This is a genomic window from Novosphingobium sp. MBES04 (assembly GCF_000813185.1).
Classification (GTDB): Bacteria; Pseudomonadota; Alphaproteobacteria; order Sphingomonadales; family Sphingomonadaceae; genus Novosphingobium; species Novosphingobium decolorationis.
Genome location: NZ_DF850489.1, coordinates 1,112,236 through 1,129,511, shown reverse-complemented (window position 1 = coordinate 1,129,511; position 17,276 = coordinate 1,112,236). Strand labels below are relative to the sequence as shown.

The 17,276-nt window shown below is 65.6% G+C and carries 11 protein-coding genes and 1 pseudogene; all 12 read left to right on the top strand.

The window, feature by feature from the left end; genetic code table 11:
- Window positions 1-222 precede the first annotated feature (222 nt).
- The 12 genes and pseudogenes from MBENS4_RS18815 (at window position 223) to MBENS4_RS18765 (ending at window position 17,259) form a co-directional block, all read left to right on the top strand.
- Window positions 223-1,659: a tannase/feruloyl esterase family alpha/beta hydrolase gene (locus tag MBENS4_RS18815; RefSeq protein ID WP_159108100.1), complete on the top strand. Its 1,437-nt coding sequence runs from the start codon at window positions 223-225 to the stop codon at window positions 1,657-1,659.
- Window positions 1,660-1,749: 90 nt separating this feature from the next.
- On the top strand, window positions 1,750-3,345 hold the full coding sequence (locus MBENS4_RS18810) for a class I adenylate-forming enzyme family protein (protein ID WP_084592240.1): 1,596 nt from the start codon (window positions 1,750-1,752) through the stop codon (window positions 3,343-3,345).
- A gap of 21 nt (window positions 3,346-3,366) precedes the next feature.
- The gene (locus MBENS4_RS18805; protein ID WP_039393662.1) at window positions 3,367-4,575 is read left to right on the top strand and encodes an acetyl-CoA C-acetyltransferase; all 1,209 of its coding nucleotides are present in this window, start codon (window positions 3,367-3,369) and stop codon (window positions 4,573-4,575) included.
- A gap of 16 nt (window positions 4,576-4,591) precedes the next feature.
- A complete protein-coding gene (locus MBENS4_RS18800) occupies window positions 4,592-6,763 on the top strand; it encodes a 3-hydroxyacyl-CoA dehydrogenase NAD-binding domain-containing protein (RefSeq protein ID WP_052322540.1) in 2,172 nt (723 codons plus the stop codon).
- Window positions 6,760-7,512: an SDR family NAD(P)-dependent oxidoreductase gene (locus tag MBENS4_RS18795; protein WP_039393660.1), complete on the top strand. Its 753-nt coding sequence runs from the start codon at window positions 6,760-6,762 to the stop codon at window positions 7,510-7,512. Before MBENS4_RS18800 ends, MBENS4_RS18795 begins: the two co-directional genes overlap by 4 nt.
- A gap of 286 nt (window positions 7,513-7,798) precedes the next feature.
- Window positions 7,799-9,442: a tannase/feruloyl esterase family alpha/beta hydrolase gene (locus MBENS4_RS18790; RefSeq protein WP_159108099.1), complete on the top strand. Its 1,644-nt coding sequence runs from the start codon at window positions 7,799-7,801 to the stop codon at window positions 9,440-9,442.
- Entirely contained in the window at window positions 9,439-10,776 is a 1,338-nt protein-coding gene (locus tag MBENS4_RS18785; protein ID WP_039393656.1) for a spinster family MFS transporter, read from the top strand. The genes MBENS4_RS18790 and MBENS4_RS18785 overlap by 4 nt, the downstream gene beginning before the upstream one ends.
- A gap of 130 nt (window positions 10,777-10,906) precedes the next feature.
- A pseudogene (locus tag MBENS4_RS26905) lies at window positions 10,907-11,407 on the top strand (TonB-dependent receptor plug domain-containing protein); the annotation flags it as partial.
- A 637-nt stretch (window positions 11,408-12,044) separates the two neighbouring features.
- Entirely contained in the window at window positions 12,045-13,658 is a 1,614-nt protein-coding gene (locus tag MBENS4_RS24350) for a TonB-dependent receptor domain-containing protein (protein WP_052322537.1), read from the top strand.
- A gap of 53 nt (window positions 13,659-13,711) precedes the next feature.
- Window positions 13,712-14,884 carry a CaiB/BaiF CoA transferase family protein gene (locus MBENS4_RS18775; protein ID WP_242405014.1) on the top strand — a complete coding sequence of 391 codons (1,173 nt, stop codon included), beginning with the start codon at window positions 13,712-13,714 and terminating at the stop codon, window positions 14,882-14,884.
- 93 nt (window positions 14,885-14,977) lie between these two features.
- A complete protein-coding gene (locus MBENS4_RS18770; RefSeq protein WP_039393654.1) occupies window positions 14,978-16,192 on the top strand; it encodes an acyl-CoA dehydrogenase family protein in 1,215 nt (404 codons plus the stop codon).
- A complete protein-coding gene (locus tag MBENS4_RS18765; RefSeq protein WP_039393653.1) occupies window positions 16,189-17,259 on the top strand; it encodes a phosphotransferase in 1,071 nt (356 codons plus the stop codon). The genes MBENS4_RS18770 and MBENS4_RS18765 overlap by 4 nt, the downstream gene beginning before the upstream one ends.
- Window positions 17,260-17,276: the final 17 nt, after the last annotated feature.

Here is a 17,276-nt window from a genome sequence, read left to right as displayed (position 1 = left end):
AATCTGGCGCGGCCTCTGCCTGTCATGGCGCGAGGCCTGCCGGCCCTGTTCGCAGCAGGTGCACTGGCAGGCTGCGCAACGTCCGCGCCTTCGGCGACGGATGACGGCGTCGCGCTGGGCAGGGGGGCGCCGTCGGCTCGTACCGTCTCGGATTGCGCATCCCTGCGGGATCGCGCGCCTGGAGCGCAGGCCATCGCGCTGCCCTCGCGCGGAATCAAAATCGTGGAAGCGCGCCGCATCGAAGAGGGCACCCGGCCGTTCTGCGAGGTAACCGGCGCCGTCGTTTCGGTCCGAGACGGCGATCCGCCTGTGCGTTTCCGCGTCAATCTGCCCGAGGGCTGGAACGGCAAGGCCGTGCAGTTCGGCGGCGGCGGTTTCGATGGCACACTGGTCGGCGCGCAAGGGGCCATCGCCAACGGTCCCGAAGACGCGGCCCCGCTTGCTGCAGGCTATCTGACCTATGGAAGCGACGGGGGCCATACCGGGGCTTCGGGTTTCGACGGTAGTTTCGGCATGAACGAGACCGCGATGCGCAACTACCTGGGCGAGAGCGTCAAGCGCGCGCGCGATGCGGCCCGCGCGATTGCCGAACTCTATTATGGCAAGGCACCAGCACGAACCTATTTCATCGGCGGCTCGAAGGGCGGGCACGAGGCCCTCGTCGCCGCGCAGCGGTACGGATCGGACTACGATGGGATCGTTGCCTATTACCCCGCGCAGTTGCTGACGCCTGTCTGGCAGCGGCTGTGGCAGGCGGCTTACGGCAGCCCCGGCCACGCGCTCGACAGCGCGCAGCAGGCCCTGCTCAAAGGTGCGGTGCTGCGCAGTTGCGACGGCCTTGACGGGCTCGAGGACGGCATCGTGGGGAATACGAAGGCGTGCGCCAAGGCGTTTGACGTGACCCGGTTGCTGTGCCCGGACGGAGGGGCAGGGGGCACGCCCTGCCTTTCATCGGGCCAGATCGAGGCGCTGCGCGTGGCGGCAAACCCCGTTCACTTCGATTTTGCCTTCGCCCAGGGGATCTCCCAAATGGGGCCATTCCCGGTTTTCGAGGGCGGCGATCTCGGCGGCTTCTACATGGACCAGAGCGGCAAGGACGGGACGAAGACGGCCTACTACGGCTTCAATTCCGGCGTGATCCGCTACTTCATTACCCGCGATCCCTCTGCCCGCGTGGAGGATTTCGACGAGGCCCGCTGGTCGCAACGGATCCAGGAGCTTTCCAGGATCTGGGATGCGAAGAATCCCGACATCGACGCCTTCCGGGGCCCAGATGGAAAGGATGCGAAGGGTACCCGAAAGGGCAAGCTGATGCTGGTGCAGGGCAGCACCGACATGGCCGTACCCCCCGCCGAGACCAGCGCCTATTTCCAGAGTCTCGAGGGCCGTTATGGCACCAGTCTGGACAACTTCGTGCGCTACTACCTCGTGCCGGGATTCGGTCATGGACATGGCACGTTCACGCTCAAGTGGGATGCCCTGGGCGCGCTTGATCGTTGGGTCGAACAGGGCATCGCCCCACAGGACCCGATCGGCACCGACGGCGCCTCCGAAACCAGCGGGCGCAGCCGCCCGCTGTGCCGCTATCCCGCCTACCCACGCTATCTCGGATCGGGCGATCCGCAAGCTGCGGCAAGTTTCGAATGCACGCTTCCCTGACCGGGATGCACGCGCAAAAGGGACCGGACACGGTTCCGCCGGGTGACCTGCAAGAAGCGGGCTCCCGAACCAGTTGGGAGAGTCAGGTCAATGACGTCATTTGATATTGCGGATACCGTTCTACCCGAGATCTGGGCGAGTCACGCGCGCAATCGCCCAGCCTCCCCTGCGCTCGTATGCGCCGGGGAGGTGGTATCCTGGGGCGACTTCAACGCCCGGATGAACCGTCTCGCCAACGCCCTTCTTGCCAGCGGTGTGGGCAAGGGGGACCGGGTCGCGGTGCTGGCCTCCTCGTCCGTTGCGGCGTGCGTGGCGATGTTTGGTACCGTCAAGTCGGGCGCAGCTATGGTGCCGATTTCCTCGATGCTGGCGGCCGATCAGGTGGCAACGATCCTCAACGATTGCGGCGCCAGCCATGTCCTTTGCACCGCAGACTTACGCCATCTCGTCGATGCCGTCAGGCCACAGCTGACGGCGATAGTATCTGGCGGATTCGTGGGTCTCGACTTCGCTGAGCCCGAAGGGGCGCATGGAGGCTGGCGCGACTTTGCGGACTTCAGCGCAGGTGTCGACGAGGCCGAACCGCCAGTTGTGCTGGGTGCCCATGACGTTTTTTCGATCATGTACAGTTCGGGCACCACCGGCGCGCCGAAAGGGGTGGTCCACCTGCACGGCGCTCGCACCTATTTTGCGCTGTCGAACGGCTTCGAGATGGGCTACGCGCCCGGCGCAAGGGGACTGGTGACGACCGCGCTCTATACCGCCGGGACCTGGCTCGTGGTCATGCCCACGCTGCTTGTCGGCGGTACGCTCCACATCCATGCCCGCTACGATGCGCAACGCTATGTAGACGCGCTTGAGGCCGAGGGAATAACCCACACGTTCGCCGTGCCCAGCCAGTTGCGCGCCCTGCTTGACGAGGGACGTCTGGAGGGGCGCGCATTCCCCGATCTGCGCGTGCTGCTCTCGGCGGGATCCCCGCTGCGACCTGAGGAAAAGAAGCGGCTGATCGGCCTCATCGGCCGCCGCTTCTATGAACTTTACGGCTTCACCGAAGGCGGATCGACATTGCTGCGCCCCGAGGATCAGGCGGCCAAACCGACGTCGGTGGGCAAGCCGCTGATGGGGCAGGAACTGGTCATTCTCGACGAAGGGCGTATCTGCGGGCCAGGCGAAGCGGGTGAGATTGCAACCCGCGGGCCGGGGCTCCTGCGCGAATACGCGGGGCGCGAAGACGCCACGCGTGCGGCGATCTGGCGCGATGCGGGCGGGCGCAGCTTCGTGCGTTCGGGCGATGTCGGGAAACTCGACGAAGAGGGCTTCCTCTATATCCTCGACCGGAAGAAGGACATGATCATCTCGGGCGGGCTGAACATCTATCCCGCGGATCTGGAGGGCGTGCTGTGCAGCCATCCGGCTGTCGCGGACGTTTGCGTGATCGGCATCGCCCACCCGAAATGGGACGAGACCCCGCTGGGGCTGGTCGTTCTCCATCCCGGCGCGGCTATTGAGGCCGAGGAACTGCGCATCTGGGCCAACGCACGGCTCGGCAAGCACCAGCGCCTGTCCCATCTCCTGTTGCGCACGGATCTGCCGCGCAACGCGCTGGGCAAGGTGCTCAAGCGCGAACTGCGCATCGAATACACTCAGTGGCGCGAGGATGCCGTTCCCGGCGCTACCTGCTGACTTTCAAGCGAGGAATTTTTCATGGCAGAGGCCTTCATCTACGATCACCTGCGCACGCCGCGCGGCAAGGGCCGTCCGGGCGGCGGCCTGAACGAGATCACGCCGATCGAACTGGCGCGGCAGGTCCTCGCAGGGCTGAGCGCACGTAGCGATCTCGATACGGCGCTGGTCGAGGACGTGATCATGGGCATCGTCACGCCGGTCGGTGAACAGGGCTGCGATATGCCCCGCATCGCCGCACTGCTCGCCGGGTACGACGAGCGGGTGACCGGAATCCAGGTCAACCGTTTCTGCGCTTCCGCGCTGGAATCGGTGAACCTTGCCGCAGCCAAGGTCATCGCAGGCGACGGCATGGCGGTCGTGGCTGGCGGCGTCGAATCGATGAGCCGCGTGCCTATCTTCGGCGATGGCGGTGCCTGCTACAGCGATCCCAGTGCGAACTGGGGCAGTTGGTATATCCCCCAGGGCATCGGCGCGGACACCATCGCGACGATGGAAGGGTTCAGCCGGGAGACGCTCGATACTTACGCGATCGAGAGCCAGGCCCGCGCCGCACATGCCTGGGAGAATGGCTGGTTCGATCGTTCGATCCTGCCCGTCCGCGATGTCCTGGGCGAGGTCGTGCTGGCGCGCGACGAACACGTCCGGGCGGGCACCACGCTTGCCGACCTTGGCAAGCTGGCTCCCGTCTTCGCCGGCATGGGCAAACGCGACGGGCTCGATGCGATCATGCTCCAGCGTTATCCCGAGATCGAGACCATCGCCCATCTCCACACGGCGGGCAATTCGAGCGGCATCGTCGATGGCGCCGCGGCCGTCCTGGTGGGCAACGCCGATTTCGCCGCGGCGAGCGGCCTCAAGCCGCGCGCGCGCATCCGCGCCTTCGCGACCATCGGCACCGAACCTGCGATCATGCTGACCGGACCGGGGCCGGTCTCGCGCAAGGCGCTGGCCCGGGCCGGGATGGAGATTTCGGACATCGATCTGTTTGAGGTCAACGAGGCCTTCGCCAGCGTCGTGCTGCGCTACATGCGCGAAATGGGCATCGAGCCCGACCGGGTCAATGTGGCCGGAGGAGCCATCGCCATGGGCCATCCGCTGGGCGCCACGGGCGCGATGATTCTGGGCACGGTCATCGACGAACTGGAGCGCCGCGATCTCAACACTGCTCTCGTCACGCTGTGCGCGGCGGCCGGAATGGCCATCGCCACGATCGTCGAGCGGGTCTGAAAGGAAAGCTGAAATCATGACCACGATCCACACCTCTCTCGACGAGGCGGGCATCGCGCTCTGGCAGGTCGATGTTCCGGGCCACGCGTTCAACGTGCTGACGCCTGAGTTCTTCGAAGATCTAGACCGGGCCATCGACGACGTGGCTGCCAACCCGGCCGTGCGCGGCGTGATCCTCACCTCGGGCAAGGCCTCAGGTTTCATGGCGGGCGCCGATGTCGAGCAGATCCTCGACATGCAGGCCGGTGGGCTGACACCGGCACAAGGCGCCGCCTGGGCAATTGCCAACGGCAGCGTGCTGCGCAAGCTGGAGACCTGCGGCAAGCCGGTCGTCGCCGCGATCAACGGGCTCGCGCTCGGCGGTGGGCTCGAACTGGCGCTGGCCTGCCACCGGCGCGTCCTGCTGGCCCGTGCGGACATTGCGATCGGATTGCCCGAAGTGACGCTGGGCCTTCTGCCCGGTGCCGGCGGCACCCAGCGCCTCGCCCGCATGCTCGGCATCGAGAAGGCGCTGCCTCTCCTTCTCGAGGGAAGGCGCCTCGATCCTGCGAAAGCCCATGCGACGGGGATCGTCGAAGACCTGGAGGACAGCGAGGAGGCGCTTCTCGCCCGCGCGCGCGAATGGCTCCTTGCTGGGCCGGCCGGAGTGCAGCCCTGGGACGTCAAGGGCTACCAGATCCCGGGAGGCGCGGGTCCTCTGGCGTCGCACGCCGCCCGCAGTTTCCAGGCCCGAGCCAGCCAGTTGCGGGCGCGCCGGGGTCGCTATCCCGCCCCAATCGCGATCCTCTCGGCGGTCTACGAGGGCACCCAGGTGGCGATGGACGTCGGGCTGAAGATCGAAGCCAAGTATTTCGGCACGCTGATCGGCGGGAAGGTTTCGGGCAACCTCGTGCGCGCCTTCCTGCGCCAGAACCGGGCCCGAAAGCGGGATCTGGACGCGTCGGGGCACGAACCGCTGGAGGTTGGCCGTCTTGGCGTGATCGGCGCAGGCATGATGGGAGCTGGCATCGCAAACGTGGCGGCCGGCGCCGGGATCGACGTCGTGCTCCTCGACACGAGCGCTGAAGCCGCCCAGCGCGCGCAGGACCACGCAGCCAGGCAGCGCGCGAAAGAGGTCGAGCGCGGACGGCGCAGCGAAGAATCTGCCCACGAGATCGTCGCACGGATTCGTCCGACCGCCGATCCGGCTGGTCTTTCGGGCACAGACCTCATCATCGAGGCGGTTTTCGAGGATCGGGACATCAAGGGCGCGGTTTACAAGGACGCGTTAGCCGGGCTCGCCCCGGGCGGCGTGCTGACGTCCAATACGTCGACCCTTTCGATCGGCAGCCTTGCGCAAGGGTTGCCCGACCCCTCCCGCTTTATCGGCATGCACTTCTTTTCGCCGGTCGAGCGCATGCCGCTGGTGGAGATCATCGCCGGGCCCGAGACCTCTCCGGCGACGATGGCCGATGCTTTTGCGCTGGCGGGGCGCCTGCGCAAGACGCCGATCCTCGTTCACGACAGCCCTGGCTTTTATACGAGCCGCGTGTTCTGCACGTATATCGACGAGGCGATGGCGATGCTGCGCGAAGGCGTGTCGCCCGCACTCATCGAGAACGCCGCGCGCGAGGCGGGCTTCCCCGCACCACCGCTGGCAGTGACCGACGAGGTCTCGCTCGACCTCCAGAAGCGGGTGATCGAACAGGCCCAGCGCGACGGCCTCGATGCGCGGTTCCTGCGGGCCCATGCCGAGCCGGTGGTCGAGGCAATGAACGCAAGGGGACGTCTTGGCCGCAAGACGGGTGGCGGATTCTATACCTTTACCGACGAGGGTAAGCATCTGTGGGAAGGGCTCGCCGATCTGTTCCCGCTGGCCGAGAGCCAGCCTGCCGCAGACGATGTCGCCAAGCGCTTGCTCTACATTCAGGCGCTTGAAAGCGCTCGATGCCTGGCTGAAGGGGTGATCGACGACGAGGCGAGCGCAGACCTCGGCTCGGTGCTCGGGATCGGTTTTCCGGCCTGGACGGGCGGCGCACTTTCGCTCATCTCGACCGTCGGGGTCGACGCTTTCGTGGCCGATTGCACCCGCTTTGCCGACCGGGCTGGACCGCGCTTCCATCCCGATCCTGCGGCAATCGAGGCCGTCCGCGCCGAAGCCGAACGGGTACGTCAGGTCCGCCCTGTCCTGGCGGGGGAAGACGCATGAGCGACATCCTCTCGCTGCAAGGCAAGCGCGCGCTGGTGACGGGAGCATCGTCCGGTTTGGGGCGGCATTTCGCCGGGGTTCTGGCCCGAGCCGGGGCCGAGGTCGTCGTTGGTGCGCGCCGGACGGAGCCCCTTGATGCCCTGGTCGCCGAACTGAGAGGAGCGGGGCATGTGGCCTCGCGCGTTGTGCTCGATGTGTGCGACGAGAGTTCGGTCATGGCCGCGCTCGTAGGCTCGGACTTCGACATCGTCATCAATAACGCGGGCGTGACGATCACCTCGCCGGCGCTGGAGACTTCGCTCGACGACTGGAATCGGGTTCTCTCAACCGATCTCACCGGTGTCTTCCTTGTCGCCCGCTGCGCCGCGCAGGGGATGCGAGCCTCGGGACGCGGTGGGGCGATCGTCAACATCGCCTCGATCCTCGGCCACCGCGTGGCGGGCAGCTTGTCCGCCTACGCGACGGCCAAGGCCGGGGTGGTGCAGCTTACCCGCAGCCTCGCCCTCGAATGGGCGCGCCACGGCATCCGCGTAAACGCGCTTTGCCCGGGGTATATCGAGACCGATCTCAATGCGGACTTCTTTGCCAGTGAGGCGGGCGCCGCGCTGATCCGGCGCGTGCCGCAGCGCCGTCTGGGCAGAGCCGAAGAGCTGGACGGCCCTTTGCTTCTGCTCGCATCGGACGCCGGTTCCTACCTGACCGGTGCGGATATCTGCGTCGACGGGGGACATCTGGTCTCCTCGCTCTGATCAGGAGCCTTCTCAACAAAATTTCATCGGAATCGCCGTCCCCCTGCTTTGGGATGGGGGATGGCCTCGAGAACCGGGCCAGACTTCAGCCGACAAAAAGCAAGAACACCGGGGAGGGGCCATGAGAGCCTGTTCATTGGTTCGCACGTGCGTCTCGCTGGCGTGCGCCGGAGCGCCGCTAGCGTACGGCACTCCGGGCCGTGTCGAGGTCGCCTGGGCTGGTACCAGAGACGAGGGCGCCCGATGCTCAGCCCTTGCGCGGAACCAGCTGTCCCGCGAACTCGGCGTGCCTGTCAATTTTGAGGCACCGCGCATCGAGACCGGAGAATGGGAAGGGCAGGCGCTTCCCCGCCATTGCCGGATCGCAGGCCGAATCAATCCCCGTACCAGCCCTGTGGACGGGCGGGACTATGCGATTGCCTTCGTCCTGCGCCTGCCAGTCGGAGGGGCTTGGAACGGCCGCTTCGTGCAACTGGGCGGTGGCGGTTCCAACGGAGCAACTCCCACAGCGCTCGATCACGTCTTCGCCTCGGACACCACGCCGCTCCTTCGCGGCTTCGCGGTGATTGATACCGACGGTGGGCACAACGCGGCGAACGCCGATCCCGAAGCGGGGGGATCGGCCGCCTTCGGGCGCGATCCACAGGCCCGGCGCGATCACTTCTTCAACGCGTACGACATGGTCGCGCGCGTCGGGAAATCGCTGTCCGCGAAGTTCTATGGCGCGCCGATGCATAGCTATTTTGTCGGCTGTTCGGAAGGAGGGCGCGAGGCGCTCCTGATGGCGCAACGTTTCCCCGACCACTTCGATGGCGTCCTTGCCGGGGCTCCACAGTTCCTGCAGCCCATGCAGTCGGTGTCCTCGGTCCACGGCCTGCAAGCGCTGGCGAAGGAGGCTCGCGCCCGCGGGTTGCTCGATCCCGACGGACAACCCGCCATCCACAAGGTCTTTTCGGATGGCGATCTCCTTCTGGCCGCGAACGCCATCGCGCGGGCCTGCGATGGCGCGGACGGCCTCGTCGATGGACTTGTCTCCAACTACCGGCAATGCAGTGGACATCGAGTCGTCGCCCAGCTTCGCACCGTGACCTGCCCGGGGGAAAAAGAGGCGAGCTGCCTTCTCCCTGGCCAAGTGACCGCCCTGCGCACCTTGCACGCGCCGGTACGCAACGCGTCGGGTGATCAGCTTTATCCGGGCTATCCCTGGGACACCGGAATCACCGCGCGCCGCGCGGGCTTTCGGGCCTGGTGGCTGGGTGATTACGCGAAGCTAAAATCCGATTCGATCCGGCTGCACTTTTCCTCGAACATGCTGCGCATGGTCTGGCACGATCCGGCCCGGCCCTTCGCGCTGAAGCAGGGGCCCGCGATCGCGCTGCGCTATCCGTATGCCAGGAGCCCGGCCGATCCGGTCCGCGCCTGGCCGGCGCAGAGCGGCAATCCCGACGATGCCGCGGGCATCGCCATGATCAACGACACGCCGGACCTCGATGCCTTCCGTGCACACGCGGGCAAGTTGCTCCTGTGGGCCGGCGCGGCCGACGCCACCCACTCGCTCTATCAGACGCAGGGCTACGTTGACCGCCTGGGGAAGCGCTACGGAACGCAGCGCGGCAACTTCGCGCGCTTCTTCGTTGCCCCCGGGGTCGGCCATTGCGGCGGAGGTCCCGGCCCCGAGAAAGCGGATCTGCTCGGTGCACTGGTGAAGTGGGTCGAAGAAGACAAGGCGCCGGAAGCGATCGTGGCGCGCGGGCATGTGCCTGGCGAGGAAGCGAACGAAGCCTCCCCCCTTGCTCCAGGTACGAAAAACGGACTCGGCGGAACCTACACACGTCCGCTCTGCGCCTATCCCGCCCATGCGCACTATCGAGGCGGTCCGATTGACCAGGCTGCCAGCTTTTCCTGCACCCAAGCGGAGACGACCCTATGAACGCTTCCCTTTCCACCGGGCACGCGGACTCAGGCGATCGGCCTTCAGCGGGCGTGCCTTACCTGTTGGTCGGGATGATGTTCCTGACATACGCATTCAGCTACCTTGATCGTCAGATCGTGAACATCGTGGCCGAGCACATGAAAACGGACCTCGATCTGGCCGACTGGCAGATCGGGGCGATGAGTGGACTGGGCTTCGCGCTTCTCTACACGACGCTGGGCCTGCCCGTCGCGCGCCTTGCCGAACGTACCGATCGGGTGAACATCATCACCGCCGCGCTGATGGTCTGGAGCGGGTGCACCGCGCTGTTTGGGCTGGGCCGTAATTTCATCGAGGTTTTCGCGGCGCGCATCGGGGTTGGCCTTGGCGAAGCCGGTGGCAGTCCTCCAGCGATGTCGATGATCGCGGACGCCACGCCGCGTGCCTACCAGTCCCGCGCGCTTGCGCTCTACAACCTGGGCGTGCCGATGGGAGCTCTTCTGGGGATGGTGCTGGGCGGTTTCGTGGTCGATGCGCTGGGCTGGCGCTGGGCGTTCTGGATCGTCGGGCCTCCGGGCATCCTGCTCGCGATCCTGATCCGGATGCTCCTGCGTGACCCGCGTGGCAGGGCGGATGCCGAGGCGGGCAAAGCCGTGCGCAGTCAAGACACGGTTCCCTCGCTGGGCGAAGTGGCCGCCAGCCTGCGGCGCAACACCGCGTTCTGGTGGATCGCGGCGGGTGCCGCGCTGACCACCTTCGTGGGCTATGGCCAGCAGACGTTCTACGCCTCGTTTTTTCTGCGCAACCATGCGGACCAGCTGGACGACCTTGCCAAGGCGTGGGGTCTTGCCGGGCCGACGACGGTCCTTGGCATCGGTCTTGGCATCGCCTTCGGTCTGGGAGGGGCTATCGGGACCATTCTGGGCGGGCAACTGGGCGACCGCTGGCGCTCGCCCCACGCCTATCTGTGGGTTCCCGCGCTGGGCAGTGCGCTGGCGGCCCCGCTCTACATCGCGACCTTGGTCTTTCCATCGGCAGGCTTTTCGTTGGCGTTGCTGGTTGTGCCCGTCGCGCTCAAGAGCATGTGGTACGGGCCGATCTACGCCGCCGTGCAGCGCATGACGCACGCCCGTTCGCGGGCCACGGTGCTTGCCATCTTCCTCTTTCTTCTCAACGCGCTGGGGCTGGGTTTCGGGCCGCTTTCGATCGGCCTTATCAGCGATTGGCTGGCCCAGTCGATGGGCGAGGCGCAAGGGCTGCGCTGGGCGCTCATCGCGGTCACCATCGTCAGCCTCGCCTCCAGCCTGTGCTTCTGGGCGGCCAAAGGGCGTCCAGGGGAAGTTCCGGGGTGATCCGGGCGCGGAGATCCGCGCCGTACCGGAATTTTCAGGCCCCCCCCCTCAAAGAGGGGGGGGCAACCAAAGCGACCGGACGACAATTTCCGGAAATCAAAAATAACATTACGATCTGGGGAGACCTGAAATGCGACTTTACACCTGTCTGCTCGCGTCTGCGGCCTGCATCGTTCCGGGAGTAGCTCTGGCCCGACAAGAGGTGCCACCAGCTTCGCCGCCTGCACCAGAGCAAACGATTGCGCCCAAGGAGGCCGAGGAGATCATCGTCACCGGTTCGCGCGCGATCACCAACGGCGAACAGGCCCCCACGCCCGTCACCGTGCTCAGCTCCGCCCAGCTCAAGGACGCTGCACCGAACCTGAACGAGGCGCTGCGCCAGTTGCCGCAGCTGACGGCTTCGGGCTCTCCGGCCACGCCCAATCCCACCATTGGCGGTGGTCCGAGCACGCAGAACACGCCGAACTTGCGTAACCTGGGAGCCAACCGCACGCTCACCCTTCTCAATGGGCGTCGACCGGCGATCTTCGGTGGTTCAGGATTGGTTGACGCGGGCGTGTTCCCGCAATCACTGGTCAAGCGTGTCGACATCGTGACCGGTGGCGCCTCGTCGGCCTACGGTTCGGACGCGATCGCGGGCGTGGTCAACTACATCATCGACACCGACTACCAGGGCCTGACGGCCGAGGCCCGCCAGAGCCTCTCGACTTACGGCGACGCCGCCGCACGGGCCTTTGAGATTGCAGGAGGCACGAACCTCGGCCCGCGCGGGCACATCGTGGCCAGCGTCAACTACAACAGCCAGGACCTGCTCCAGGGCGAAAAACGCGACTATGCCCGGGCTGGATGGTCGACCATGCCCAATCCCAACTCGGGTCAGCCCGGTGAGCCCGATCTCCTGTTCCGCGAGAACGTGACCATTACCACTGCGACCTTCGGGGGCCGGATCATCACGCCGGGCCTCAACAATATCCAGTTCGATGCCGCGGGCAACCCGATCCCCTACACACCTGGCAGTCTGGTTTCGGGTGCCTTGCAGGTGGGGGGCGACGGCGCCCGTTACGCGCAGCCGCTCAGCGCCGACGTCAAGAACGTGAGCGGCTATGCCCATGCGAAGTACGAAATCTTCGACGGCGTCGAGATCTTTGCCGAAGGAGCTACGGCCATGCCAAGTCACGCAGCCCCAACCTCTACTTCTTCAACCTTGGCGGCAACGCTACCGTATCCAGCGCGACAACGCTTACCTTCCGGACTCGATAGCCCAGCTCATGGACGAGAACGGACTTACCTCGATCCAGCTCGGCAAACTCGACCGCAACTACGGGCGCAACGTCACGTTCTTCGAGAGCGATACCTACAGCATCTCGACCGGCCTCAACGCGAAGCTGTGGGGGAACTGGGAACTGGACGTCTATGGTACGCATAGTGTTTCCAAGACCCGCTACGGCGCCGAGAACAGCCGCTACCAGGCGCGCTCACGCCTGGCGACCGACGCGGTGTTCGAACCGGACGGCACGATCGTGTGCCGCTCCTCCCTCATGGATCCGGGCAACGGTTGTGTCCCGACCGATCCCTTCGGCGAGATCCCGCTGAGTGAGGCCCAGCGCGGCTACCTCACCGGCACCTCGATGGCGCGCGCGACGACCAAGCAGGACGTTGCCGCGGCCTCGATGCACGGAACGCTCCTCGAAGGCTGGGCCGGTCCGATCAGCGCGGCGCTCGGCGCGGAATATCGCAAGGTCTCGCTCGATCAGATCGCTGATCCCACTGGCATGTCGTTTGGCTGGAGTGCGGGCAACCTCAGTTCCAGCGCGGGGTCCTACAACGTCAAGGAGGTCTTCGGCGAAGTGCAGGTGCCGCTCCTGAACGACGTCCCGCTGGCGCGTGACCTCAGCCTCAACGCGGCTATCCGGCGCACCAACTACAGCACCAGCGGCAGCGTCACGACCTGGAAAGTGGGCGTGACGAATGAAGTCTTCGATGGCTTCCGCCTGCGCGGCAGCCTTTCGCAGGACATTCGCGCGCCGAATATCAACGAACTGTTCGGGGGCATCGTGCGCTCGGTCACCACGATCAGCGATCCGGATTTCAACGGCCAGACGTTCCTCAACATCTTCACCTTCTCGGGCAGCAACACCGCACTTCGCCCCGAGAAGGCCCGGACCCTGACTTTCGGCGCGGTCTACCGGCCCGACTGGCTGCCCGGCCTGGGCATGTCGGTCGATTACTACCGGATCAAGCTGTCGGATTCGATCACGCAGGTGGGTTTCCAGACCGTCGTCGACCAGTGCGATGCGGGCAACGCCCTGTTCTGCGGCCTGATCACCCGGGACGATGCGGGCGTGCTGACCGAGATCAACGCTCCGCTCCAGAATGTCCAGTCGGGCCGGGTCTCGGGCATCGATTTCGAGGCCAACTACGACACCGCACTGGGCGATGGCTTCCTGCGCCTGCGCGGCATCGGCACCTATCTCGACACCTACCAGTTCACCAACCCGGGCGCGCCTACGGTCGAGCAGGCGGGAACGCCGGGCCTGCCGCGCTGGCGGGGCAATCTCTCGGCGACCTACTCGAGCGGGGGCCTCTCGCTTTCGGTCCAGGAGCGTTACATCGGCAAGACGACCCGCGTGGTGCTGCCGATCACGGTGGATGACAACAGCGTAAAGAGCGTCTTCTACACCAACGTGACGCTGCGCTACGCGTTCGATGAGGGGACGTTTGGGAACCCTGAGTTCTTTTTCAACGTGAACAACCTGTTCAATCAGAAGCCTCGCGTGGGGCGGACCAACTCGACGAACCTGGGCTTCAATCAGGCCTACGATGGATCCCTCTACGACGTGATTGGGCGCTATTTCACGCTGGGCCTGCGCATTCGGTACTGAGGAGGCGTCCGGTAACTTTCGGCAATTCAAGGAGAACAGATGGAGACGGCTCGATGACGGATCCCTTCGCTCGCCCCCGCGCACAGGCCGATGACGGGGCAGGGGCGATGCGTCCCGGTGGTCCGCTGGAGGGCCTGCGCATCCTTGAGCTCGACGCGATCGGGCCGGTGCCGCTCTGCGGGATGCTCCTGGCCGACATGGGCGCAGACGTGGTGCGGATCACGCGTCCAGGCGGGCAGAGCGCTTATGCCGACGTAGGTGCGGCCATTTTGCACCGTGGCCGCACGAGCGTCGAAGTCGATCTCAAGTCTACGGCGGGACGAGACGGGGTTCTTGCTCTGGTGGCGCGCACCGATGCGCTAATCGAGGGAATGCGTCCAGGCGTCATGGAGCGCCTGGGCCTCGGTCCGGACATATGTCTGGAGCGGGCTCCTCGGCTTGTCTATGCGCGCGCGACGGGATGGGGGCAAAACGGGCCGTTTCATGCGCGAGCCGGGCACGACATCAACTATCTGGCCATCACCGGCGCGCTCCACGCGCTGCGCGGGAGCGACGGGCGTCCGCAGGCTCCGCTCAACCTCGTGGGCGATTATGCGGGAGGTGCGCTCTATCTCGCCTTCGGGATCGTCAGCGCGATACTCCATGCCCGCAAGAGTGGAGAAGGGCAGGTGCTCGACGCGGCAATTGTCGATGGTGTGAGCCACCTCATGGGCCTGTTCCACGCCCTGCTTGCAAATGGGCAGTGGTGTGAGCAGCCGCAGGCCAACCTGCTCGATGGCGGAGCCCCCTTCTACCGTTGCTATGCCTGCGCCGATGGCGGGCACGTGGCCGTCGGCGCGCTGGAGCCGCAGTTTTATGCCGCGCTGCTGACGGGACTGGGCCTTGATGTCGCGCTTTATCCCCAGCATGAACGAAGCCGCTGGCCAGCTCTGGAAACGTCGCTCGCGCAGGCTTTTGCGCGTGCCCCACGGGCGCACTGGGAAGCAATCTTCGCGGCAACCGATGCCTGCGTGACGCCGGTCCTCACGTTGTCCGAGGCGATGGAGCATCCCGCGAACGTGGCGCGGGATGTGTTCGTGGAGCGCGATGAGGTGTGGCAGTCCACACCCGCGCCGCGTTTCTCGAGGACGCCAGGGCGCATCGCGAGGGCACAAGAGCTCTCTTTGAAGGACGCGCTGAACCTTTGGGAAGCTCCGTCGGAGCGCTCGCGAGGATCCCCCTCCTAAAGGTGGGGGCGAGGCCCTTGCAGGAGTGTCTATCCCCTCGCCATGGACACGCGCCCGGGCCACCGGGGCAGATGAAAAATGGGTTCGAGGACAATGGCATTGAAGGCGGACGATCCGGCATGGGCAATCGGCGCGAAGGTGGAAGCCTTCGTGCGCACGACGATCATTCCCTACGAAAGCGACCCGCGTCGTGACCATCATGGCGCCCCCACCGAGGAACTCGTGCGCGAATTGCGCGCCCTTGCACGGGCCGAAGGCCTGATGACGCCGCATATTCTGCCGGATGGCGCGCACCTCACGCAGGAGGGGACGGCCTACGTCCTCATCCGTTCGGGGCTGTCTCCGCTTGGACCTGTTGCGCTCAACACGATGGCGCCCGACGAAGGCAACATGTATCTTCTCGGGCACGTCGCCGCGCCCCATCTCAAGGAGCGCTTCCTCGCGCCGCTGGTCTCGGGAGAGGCGCGCAGCGCCTTCTTCATGACCGAACCGGCCGAGTGGGGCGGAGCCGGATCGGATCCGATGATGATGATGACCACTTGCCGCAAGGACGGCAACCATTGGATCATCAACGGCCGCAAAGCCTTTATCACCGGCGCCGACGGGGCGCGGGTGGGGATCGTCATGGCCAAGTCCGAGGATCCTGACAGTGCGGGTGGAGCCTGCATGTTCCTCGTCGACTTGCCCGATCCGGCCATCCGCATCGTCGATGTGCCCAATACCATAGACACCTCGATGCCCGGTTCGCACGCGACCGTGGAGATCAAGGACCTGCGCGTTCCGGCTGACCAGATGCTGGGCGAGGCCGGGGAGGGCTTTCGCTATGCACAGGTCAGGCTCAGCCCGGCCCGGCTCTCCCACTGCATGCGCTGGCTTGGCTGCTGCATCCGCGCGCAGGAAATCGCAACCGACTACGCCTGCCGCCGTGAGGCCTTCGGCAAGACGCTGATCGATCACGAGGGCGTGGGCTTCCTGCTCGCGCAGAACCGCATCGATCTCAAACAGGCGCAGCTTATGATCGAATGGTGCGCGAGCGTGCTCGACGAAGGCGGGCTCGGCACGCAGGAAAGCTCGATGGCCAAGGTTGCCGTGTCCGAGGCGCTGATGCGGATCGCAGACAATTGCGTGCAGGTCATGGGCGGGAACGGCCTAACCGACAAGACCGTAGTCGAACAGATCTTCCGTGAGGTACGCGCCTTCCGCGTCTACGATGGTCCGACCGAAGTTCACAAGTGGTCGCTCGCCAAGAAGATCAAGCGGGAATGGCGTGAGGCGCAGGTCGCGGATGCAGGGCAGGTGCGTGCATGACCGACAGTATCGCGGCCGCCAACAGTGGAACCACCCCGGTTCGGCCCGGCTACGAGATTGATCTCGACCGGCTCGATTCCTGGATGTGCGCGCACGTCGAGGGCTATGCGGGCCCGCTTTCGATCGCACAGTTCCGCGGGGGACAGTCAAACCCGACCTACCAGCTGACGACGCCGGACGCTCGCTACGTGCTGCGCCGCAAGCCTCCCGGCGAGATCCTCAAGGGGGCCCACGCGGTGGAGCGCGAGGCCAGGATCATGGCCGCGCTCGGCCCCACAGGTTTCCCGGTCCCCCGCGTTCATGGCATTTGCACCGACGATACCGTCATCGGGACCTGGTTCTTCGTGATGGACCTCGTCGAGGGACGCATATTCTGGGACGCGACGTTTCCCGAAGCCTCGCGCGAGGAGCGGCCACTTTACTTCGACGCGATGAATGCGACTTTGGCTGCTCTGCACCAGGTCGACTACGAAGGGCTCGGGCTCGGCGATTACGGTAAGCCCGGCAATTATTTCGCGCGCCAGATCGGACGCTGGTCGAAACAGTATCTCGCCGATGCGGCCGCGGGGCGCAACGCGGACATGGACAGGCTCATCGAATGGTTGCCCGCCCACATTCCCGAGGGCGATGAGACCACGCTCGTCCACGGCGATTTTCGCTGTGACAACATGATTTTCCATCCCACCGAACCACGCGTGATCGCGGTCCTTGACTGGGAGCTGTCAACGCTCGGGCATCCGCTTGCCGATTTCGCCTATGCCGCGATGATGTATCGCATGCCGCCGGACATCGTCGCTGGTCTCAAGGGCGCGGATCTCGCCGCACTCAACATTCCCGACGAGAAGAGCTTCGTGGAGGCCTATTGCACCCGCATGGGACGTGAACACATTCCCGCTTGGCGCTTCTACATGACCTTCCAATTGTTCCGCCTCGCCGCAATTTTTCACGGAATCAAGGGGCGCATACTGCGCGGAACGGCCGCGAATGCCCAGGCGATTACCCGCGCCGAAGCCTTCCCGAGGCTAGCGCGACTGGCGTGCGAGGCAATGGACGACGCCCTGGCTTAACAGGTTCGGAAAGAACG